The organism is Streptomyces sp. NPDC060205, from assembly GCF_042728395.1.
Taxonomy (GTDB): domain Bacteria; phylum Actinomycetota; class Actinomycetes; order Streptomycetales; family Streptomycetaceae; genus Streptomyces.
On the sequence record NZ_JBHWZP010000036.1, the window covers coordinates 38,706 to 46,807 of the forward strand.

Sequence of the window (8,102 nt, forward strand, 5' to 3'; positions counted from 1 at the left end):
CCGCCCGAGCCCTCGCCTCCGCCGGAGCGCGAGCCCTCCCAGAAGAGGAGGAACGGAAGCCCGCACCTCCTCGCGGCGCTTCCGCCCGCTCTCTCCGACGCGCCTGTTTCCGGCCCGGCACGGAAGAATGGGTTCATGAGCCAGCCCAATGCACAGGCGCAGGTCCAGCACCCGCAGCCGTCCGTCGGTTCCATAGCCGCGCACCGCCCGCACACCGTGGCGGCGAACGTCTCCGACCTGGAGCCCGACCTCGACGCCGACCTCGACGAGTACGAGGATCTGGTGCAGGACGGTGTCCAGCTCCCGCAGGGCCGCTTCCTCGACCGGGAGCGCAGTTGGCTCGCGTTCAACGAGCGGGTCCTCGAACTCGCCGAGGACCCGAACACGCCCCTCCTCGAACGGGCGAAATTCCTGGCGATCTTCGCGAGCAACCTGGACGAGTTCTTCATGGTCCGGGTGGCCGGTCTGAAGCGGCGCATCGCCACCGGCGTGGCCACCCGCTCGGCCTCGGGCCTGCAGCCCCGCGAGGTGCTGGAGATGATCTGGGCCCGCTCACGCGAACTCATGGCCCGGCACGCCGCCTGCTACCAGGAGGACGTGGCGCCGCAGCTCGCGGAGGAGGGCATCCACCTCGTCCGCTGGAGCGAGCTGTCCGAGAAGGAACAGGCGCGCCTCTTTACGCTCTTCCGCCACCAGATCTTCCCGGTCCTGACCCCCCTCGCGGTCGACCCGGCGCACCCCTTCCCGTACATCTCGGGTCTGTCCCTGAACCTCGCGGTCGTCGTGCGCAACCCGGTCTCCGGGCACCGGCACTTCGCGCGTGTGAAGGTGCCGCCGCTGCTCTCCCGCTTCCTGGAGGCCTCCCCGAACCGCTTCGTCCCCATCGAGGACGTCATCGCGGCCCATCTGGAGGAGCTGTTCCCGGGCATGGAGGTCCTGGAGCACCACACGTTCCGGCTCACCAGGAACGAGGACCTGGAGGTCGAGGAGGACGACGCCGAGAACCTCCTGCAGGCCCTGGAGAAGGAACTCATGCGGCGCCGCTTCGGCCCTCCGGTGCGCCTTGAGGTCGAGGAGTCCATCGACCGGTACGTACTGGACCTGCTGGTACGGGAGTTGAAGATCTCCGAGGCGGAGGTCTATCCGCTCCCCGGCCCCCTGGACCTCACCGGACTCTTCGGCATCGGCGCCCTCGACCGGCCCGAGCTGAAGTTCCCGAAGTTCATCGCGGGCACCCACCGCGACCTCGCGGAGGTCGAGTCGGCGTCCCCGCCCGACATCTTCGCGGCCCTGCGTGAACGCGACGTCCTGCTGCACCACCCGTACGACTCGTTCTCCACCTCCGTCCAGGCGTTCCTGGAGCAGGCGGCGACGGACCCGGACGTGCTGGCCATCAAGCAGACGCTGTACCGCACCTCGGGCGACTCCCCCATCGTGGACGCCCTCATCGACGCCGCCGAGTCCGGTAAGCAGGTCCTCGTCCTCGTCGAGATCAAGGCACGCTTCGACGAGCAGGCCAACATCAAGTGGGCCCGCAAACTGGAGGAGTCGGGCTGCCACGTGGTCTACGGCCTCGTCGGCCTCAAGACCCACTGCAAGCTGTCGCTCGTGGTCCGCCAGGAGGGCGACACCCTGCGCCGCTACAGCCACGTCGGCACGGGCAACTACCACCCCAAGACCGCCCGCCTGTACGAGGACCTGGGGCTCCTGACCGCCGACCCACAGGTGGGCGCGGACCTCTCCGACCTCTTCAACCGGCTCTCCGGCTACTCCCGCCGCGAGACCTACCGCCGTCTGCTCGTCGCGCCCAAATCCCTGCGCGACGGCCTGATAGCGCGGGTCAACAAGGAGGTCCAGCACCACCGTGCCGGACGCCCCGCCCATGTCCGCATCAAGGTCAACTCGATGGTGGACGAGGCGCTCATCGACTCGCTCTACCGCGCCTCCCAGGCCGGCGTGCCGGTCGACGTCTGGGTCCGCGGGATCTGCGCGGTACGGCCCGGAGTCACGGGCCTGTCCGAGAACATCCGCGTACGGTCCGTCCTCGGCCGCTTCCTCGAACACTCCCGGGTGTTCGGCTTCGGCAACGGCGGCGAGCCGGAGGTGTGGATAGGCAGCGCCGACATGATGCACCGCAACCTCGACCGGCGTATCGAAGCACTGGTGAGGATCACCGACCCGGCCCACCGGTCGGCCCTCAACCGGCTGTTCGAGACCGGTATGTCCGACACCACTTCCTCCTGGCACCTCGGCCCCGACGGCGAATGGACCCGGCACGCGACCGACGCCGAGGGCCAGCCCCTGCGCAACGTCCAGGAGATGCTCATAGACGCCCGGAGGCGCCGGCGTGGCACAGCAACACCTTGACCCGACGGCCGGACCCGTGGCCGGGGACGCCCTCGCGGCATACCTGCGGGCCCAGGCCACGGAGTTCCTCCGCGCGCTGCGCCAGCACCGGGAGACCGGTGGCGCGGCAGGCGGGGGTCCCGCCGCGCGCGCGCAGTCGGGCGTGGGGGAGAACGGCTCGAAGGAGGCCGTGGACGCGGCGCGCGCCCTGCGCCGCTCGGCCCGCCGCATCAGCGGCACCCTGCACACCTTCCGGCCCCTGCTCGACGAGGGCTGGTCGGAGACCATGCGCCCCGAACTGGCCTGGCTCTCAGGGACCTTGGCCCGCGAGCACGCGTACGGGTCACGCCAGGAACGGCTGCTCGCGGCCCTGCACCGGCTGTCCGGATCGGCGGCGTTCCCCGCGCAGGCCACCTCCGACGTACGGCAGGAGAAGGGGCAGCTGACCGTCGGCGCGGCCAAGGCCGGCGCCCTCCTGGAACGCCAGCTGACCCTCGCCCGCACCCGCGCGCATTCGGCCGCGCTCCAGGCCCTGGGCTCCAGCCGCTTCCACGCCGTCGCCGACAACGTCGCCGTACTGGCCAGCGAGGTCCCGCTGACCCCCGCCGCGACGACGGCGAGCGCGACGGCCGGCACGGCGTCCGCCGGGCTCAAGTCGCTGGCCGCCGCCGCCGAGGACCGCCTCTGTGACGCCGTCACCGCACTGCCCCTGGTCACCGCGGGCCACCCCTACAACTCGGAGGCCCTCGTGCACGGCCTCACCGCCGACACGGCCCCGCAGCCCCAGGACGCCCCCTGGCACCAGGTACGCCTCCTGCTGCGCCTGCACCGCTACGCGCGCGAGGTCCTGTTCGGCGACGACGTCATCCTGGACGTCCGCCTGCTGAACGCGGGCAAGGCCCTGGACCGGCACCGCGACGCGGCCGAGGCCGCCGCGGCGGCGGCCTCGGCGGCCCGCACCCCGCGGATCGCACCGGCGACGGCGTACGCGCTGGGTGTGCTCCACGCCGACCAGCGGCACGAAGTGGAAGCGGCCAGGTTCACGTTTCAGCGGGCCTGGATGAGGGAGACGGTCGGCACCCCCTGACGGTGTGACCGACGGACACCGCTACTCGCGATCGGAGGCCCAGTGCACTCGGACGGAAACCCCGTACTCGTGGACAAAGACCCGGTGCTCGCGGCGGGCTGCGTCCTGTGGCGCCGCTCACCGGCCGACGGCGCACTGCAGATCTGCCTGGTGCACCGGCCGAAGTACGACGACTGGTCGCACCCCAAGGGCAAGCTGAAGTCCGGCGAGGACACGCTCGCGGCGGCGCTGCGCGAGGTCGAGGAGGAGACCGGGCACCGGTGTGCGCCGGGGCCGCGGCTGACGACCCTCCACTATGTGGCGAACGACCGGCCCAAGCAGGTCAGTTACTGGGCCGCGGAGGAGACGGGGGGTGCGTTCGTGGCCAACCGTGAGGTGGATCGTGTGCTGTGGCTCTCGCCTGACGCGGCGCGGGGGCGGGTCACGCAGGCGCGGGACCGGGAGCTGGTGGATGAGCTGTTGGCGGTTCTGCGGCGCGTGTAGCACTGCGCACTGCGTGAGGCCGGCGCGTATTCGGGTGCGGCTGCGTCGTGGCTGGCCGCGCAGTTCCCCGCGCCCCTGAAGGCACAAGACTGCGCCGCTCCCCGCGCCCTTGAAAGGGCCGGTCTCAGCCGGCGTCGGCCGTGTGGTTCTGGGCGTCCGTGCGGGCCAGGCTTCTGGCTCTTCTTGCCGGGCCTCGCCAGCCGCAGGTGCATCGGGCCAGGCAGAAGGGGCCCTGCTCGACCGTCGTCGTCCGGTGTTCCAGGGGAGTGATCTCTTCCTGCTGCGCCACGCGCCCCACCGTACCGATGCCGGGTAAACGCTTCCCCATGCGCGGCGCCCGCGTGACAACACCTCCCACCGGTCGTTAAGCGGAACGACACGAGGCCCGCCCAAGGACGTCCCGGCTGGGGGTAGCAGGCGATGGTGGAGCGGCAGCGAAAACGAACGGACGGGGCGGTCGCCCTGGCCGCCGCGGCGACGGGGCTACTGCTCTGCGCCACCGGATGCTCCGGCGGCGGGACCGCCTCCGACGACGCCCGGACCGCCGAGGACCCCGTCGAGGTGCTCCACGGAGCCGCCGGGAACCTCGTCCGCGCCGGTACGTCCAAGGCGCGTACGTCCATGGAGATGGCGACCGGCGGCACCCGCGTGACCATCCGCGGCGAGGGCGTCTACGACTTCGCGGACCAGGTGGGCCGGCTGAAGGTACTCCTCCCGCAGGACCCGGCCGGCGCCGAAGGGCACCGCCCCATCACCGAGCTGCTCGCACCGGGCGCGCTCTACATGAAGAACCGCGGCGCGGGCGTGCCCACCGACAAGTGGGTCCGCGTCGACACGGCCACGCTCTCCGACGGGAACCTCGTCACGGGCGGTGCGACCGATCCGTTCGCCGCCGCGGAACTGCTGCGGGGCGCGCGCAGGGCGACGTACATGGGCCGGACGTCGGTCGCGGGCACGGCCGTACGGCACTACCGGGGTACCGCCGACCTCACGGTGGCCGCGCGCGACGCCTCGGCGGGCAACCGGGAGGCGCTGCGGGCGGCGCTGCGGGCGGCGGCGAAAGGCTTCGCCACGGCGACGGTCCCCTTCGACGTCTACCTCGACGAACAGGGGCGCATCCGCAAGGTCCGCCACCGGTTCAGCTTCGTGAACGGGCAGCAGAAGGACACGGTGGCGGTGTCCTCCACGACGCTGCTGTACGACTTCGGGGCCGCGGTCGACGTACGTCTGCCGAGGACGAAGGACATCTTCGCCGGGCGGATCGCGGAGTGAGCGAAGGGTGGTGGGCGGGGCCGGAAATGGTCCGTTGGTGCCATGCGCTGTCCGTGGACCGCTCCCTACTCTAGGAAGTCGGTAACGGCAGGAAGAGGTGATGCACGTGGCTCCGGCGCGCGGTACGGCAGTTCAGGACCACGTGGCCCTGGCCGAGATCGAGCTGTGCGGCGACCTGATCATCGCGGCCTCGGCCGCCCGAGAGGACCGCCTCAGCCCGGACGAGATCGACGAGGTCCTCAAGGTGGCCGAAGAACGCTTCCCCCACCAAAGAACAGAAGACCCCACCACCTGACCAGCCCCGCCCCACTCAGGGGCGCCCCCTCAGGGGCGCGGGGAACGGCGCAATCTTTTCGCCTTTCAGGGGCGCGGGGAACTGCGCGACCAGCCACGACGCACCCGCGGATCCCCACGGCCGATCAGTTCAGCGGCGCTGCCCTCCAGGGGCGCGGGGAACGGCGCAATCTTTTCGTCTTGAGGGGCACGGCGAACGGCGCGGCCTTCAACATCAGGCCCGCGAGGGCCAGCGCATCATTTCCGGCCCCCCGCCCGGCCAGGGCTCCGGCCAGGGCTCACGTACGCAACAGCCGAGCAATAGCCTTCGTAGCCTCCTCCACCTTCGCGTCGATCTCGGCACCCCCCTTGACCGCCGCGTCAGCGACACAGTGCCGCAGATGCTCCTCCAGAAGCTGCAGCGCGAACGACTGCAACGCCTTCGTGGAGGCGGAGACCTGCGTGAGTATGTCGATGCAGTAGACGTCCTCGTCGACCATCCGCTGCAGCCCCCGCACCTGCCCCTCGATCCGCCGCAGTCGCTTGAGGTGCTCGTCCTTCTGCTTGTGGTAGCCGTGGATCCCGCGATCGTGGTCGGTCACGATCTCCGCGGCGCCGGCTCCCGCCGCACCGGTCTCCCCGGAGGGCGCCGTCGCGCCGGCCTCGGTGGTCGTCATCGCGTCCTCCTGCTGACTGATACCCCTACCGGGTATATCGTAACGAACTTTGCTGGGTATAGGGCCCTTGCCAGACGCCCTCACGGGACCCCGTGCTGATCACTGTGCCCGATGGGCGACACTGGGGGGCGGCCGGTTAGCCGTGGCCGGATGATGCGCCTAGCATCAGCCTGACCGACACCGAAGCAATCCGAGGACCCCACGTGCGATTTCGTCTGACCCCCAGGGAGACGAGCTTCTACGACATGTTCGCCGCTTCCGCGGACAACATCGTCACGGGCTCCAAGCTCCTGATGGAACTGCTCGGGGCGGACTCGTCCGGCCGAGCCGAGATCGCAGAGCGTATGCGGGCCGCGGAACACGCCGGTGACGACGCAACGCACGCGATCTTCCACCAGCTGAACTCCTCGTTCATCACGCCGTTCGACCGCGAGGACATCTACAACCTCGCCTCGTCCCTCGACGACATCATGGACTTCATGGAGGAGGCCGTCGACCTGGTCGTCCTCTACAACGTGGAGGAACTGCCCAAGGGCGTCGAGCAGCAGATCGAGGTACTGGCCCGGGCGGCGGAGCTGACCGCCGAGGCCATGCCCAACCTGCGCACCATGGACAACCTCACCGAGTACTGGATCGAGGTCAACCGTCTGGAGAACCAGGCCGACCAGATCCACCGCAAGCTGCTGGCCATGCTCTTCAACGGCAAGTACGAGGCCATCGAGGTGCTGAAGCTCAAGCAGATCGTGGACGTCCTCGAAGAGGCCGCCGACGCGTTCGAACACGTGGCCAACACGGTGGAGACCATCGCGGTCAAGGAGTCCTGACCCCTTCATGGACACCTTCGCCTTGATCGTGACCATCGGTGTCGCGCTCGGATTCACCTACACCAACGGCTTCCACGACTCCGCGAACGCCATCGCCACCTCCGTGTCGACGCGCGCGCTGACGCCGCGTGCGGCACTCGCGATGGCCGCCGTCATGAACCTCGCCGGTGCCTTCCTGGGCAGCGGGGTCGCCAAGACCGTCAGCGAGGGCCTGATCGAGACACCGCACGGCAACAGGGGCATGTGGATCCTGTTCGCCGCGCTGGTGGGCGCGATCGTGTGGAACCTCGTCACCTGGTACTTCGGCCTGCCGTCCTCCTCCTCCCACGCGCTGTTCGGCGGCATGGTGGGCGCGGCGCTCGCCGGCGGCATCGATGTCATCTGGTCCGGCGTCCTGGAGAAGGTCGTCATCCCGATGTTCGTCTCCCCGATCGTCGGCCTGGTCGCCGGCTATCTGGTGATGTGCGCGATCATGTGGCTCTTCCGCCGCTCCAACCCGCACAAGGCCAAGCGCGGTTTCCGTATCGCGCAGACCGTGTCGGCGGCCGGTATGGCGCTGGGGCACGGCCTCCAGGACGCCCAGAAGACGATGGGCATCGTGGTGATGGCCCTGGTCATCTCGGACGTCGAGGAGGCGGGCGACCCGATTCCGGTCTGGGTCAAGATCGCGTGCGCGGTGATGCTGTCGCTGGGTACGTACGCCGGTGGGTGGCGCATCATGCGTACGCTCGGGCGGAAGATCATCGAGCTGGATCCTCCGCAGGGGTTCGCGGCGGAGACCACGGGTGCGTCGCTGATGTTCACGACGGCGTTCATCTTCCACGCGCCGATCTCGACGACTCATGTCATCACTTCGGCGATCATGGGTGTGGGGGCCACGAAGCGGGTGAACGCGGTGCGGTGGGGTGTCGCCAAGAACATCATCCTGGGCTGGTTCATCACGATGCCGGCGGCGGCGCTGGTAGCGGCAACGAGCTTCTGGCTCGTGAACGTGCTGTTCCTGTAACCCCTTTTTTCGCCCCCGCCGCCCCTACCCTTCCCGTCACTGCATGGGGGCTGCGCCCCCTCGCCCCCCTTGATCGCGCTTCGCGCTCGTCCTCAAACGCCGGACGGGCTGGAGATTCGCGGACGGTCCGCGAA

At 69.8% G+C, this 8,102-nt stretch carries 9 protein-coding genes; 7 read left to right on the plus strand and 2 right to left on the minus strand.

From position 1 onward, the window contains the following. Window positions 1-135 precede the first annotated feature (135 nt). The 3 genes from ACFWGJ_RS09315 to ACFWGJ_RS09325 all read left to right on the plus strand — a co-directional run bounded on the left by ACFWGJ_RS09315 (window position 136) and on the right by ACFWGJ_RS09325 (window position 3,916). Complete coding sequence (locus tag ACFWGJ_RS09315) at window positions 136-2,367, plus strand: RNA degradosome polyphosphate kinase (RefSeq protein ID WP_381832583.1); 2,232 nt, start codon at window positions 136-138, stop codon at window positions 2,365-2,367. After that, window positions 2,348-3,433: a CHAD domain-containing protein gene (locus tag ACFWGJ_RS09320; RefSeq protein WP_387322096.1), complete on the plus strand. Its 1,086-nt coding sequence runs from the start codon at window positions 2,348-2,350 to the stop codon at window positions 3,431-3,433. Before ACFWGJ_RS09315 ends, ACFWGJ_RS09320 begins: the two co-directional genes overlap by 20 nt. A gap of 69 nt (window positions 3,434-3,502) precedes the next feature. Further along, window positions 3,503-3,916 (plus strand): NUDIX hydrolase, encoded by a 414-nt coding sequence (locus ACFWGJ_RS09325; protein ID WP_387322099.1) that lies wholly within the window; start codon window positions 3,503-3,505, stop codon window positions 3,914-3,916. A gap of 124 nt (window positions 3,917-4,040) precedes the next feature. Here ACFWGJ_RS09325 and ACFWGJ_RS09330 read toward each other — a convergent pair whose 3' ends face one another. Further along, complete coding sequence (locus ACFWGJ_RS09330; RefSeq protein WP_387322114.1) at window positions 4,041-4,205, minus strand: hypothetical protein; 165 nt, start codon at window positions 4,203-4,205, stop codon at window positions 4,041-4,043. 131 nt (window positions 4,206-4,336) lie between these two features. On the opposite strand from ACFWGJ_RS09330, the gene ACFWGJ_RS09335 reads away from it, so the two are divergent. After that, window positions 4,337-5,188, plus strand: coding sequence for a hypothetical protein (locus tag ACFWGJ_RS09335; protein WP_387322101.1), 852 nt, complete (start codon window positions 4,337-4,339; stop codon window positions 5,186-5,188). Window positions 5,189-5,288: 100 nt separating this feature from the next. Next, on the plus strand, window positions 5,289-5,483 hold the full coding sequence (locus tag ACFWGJ_RS09340) for a hypothetical protein (protein WP_387322103.1): 195 nt from the start codon (window positions 5,289-5,291) through the stop codon (window positions 5,481-5,483). 277 nt (window positions 5,484-5,760) lie between these two features. Here ACFWGJ_RS09340 and ACFWGJ_RS09345 read toward each other — a convergent pair whose 3' ends face one another. Continuing rightward, window positions 5,761-6,138, minus strand: a complete 378-nt coding sequence (locus ACFWGJ_RS09345) for a metal-sensitive transcriptional regulator (RefSeq protein WP_381834114.1) — start codon at window positions 6,136-6,138, stop codon at window positions 5,761-5,763. A 203-nt stretch (window positions 6,139-6,341) separates the two neighbouring features. On the opposite strand from ACFWGJ_RS09345, the gene ACFWGJ_RS09350 reads away from it, so the two are divergent. Continuing rightward, entirely contained in the window at window positions 6,342-6,962 is a 621-nt protein-coding gene (locus tag ACFWGJ_RS09350) for a DUF47 domain-containing protein (RefSeq protein ID WP_107015224.1), read from the plus strand. A gap of 7 nt (window positions 6,963-6,969) precedes the next feature. Then, window positions 6,970-7,968 carry an anion permease gene (locus tag ACFWGJ_RS09355; RefSeq protein WP_387322107.1) on the plus strand — a complete coding sequence of 333 codons (999 nt, stop codon included), beginning with the start codon at window positions 6,970-6,972 and terminating at the stop codon, window positions 7,966-7,968. The last annotated feature ends 134 nt before the right edge of the window (window positions 7,969-8,102 follow it).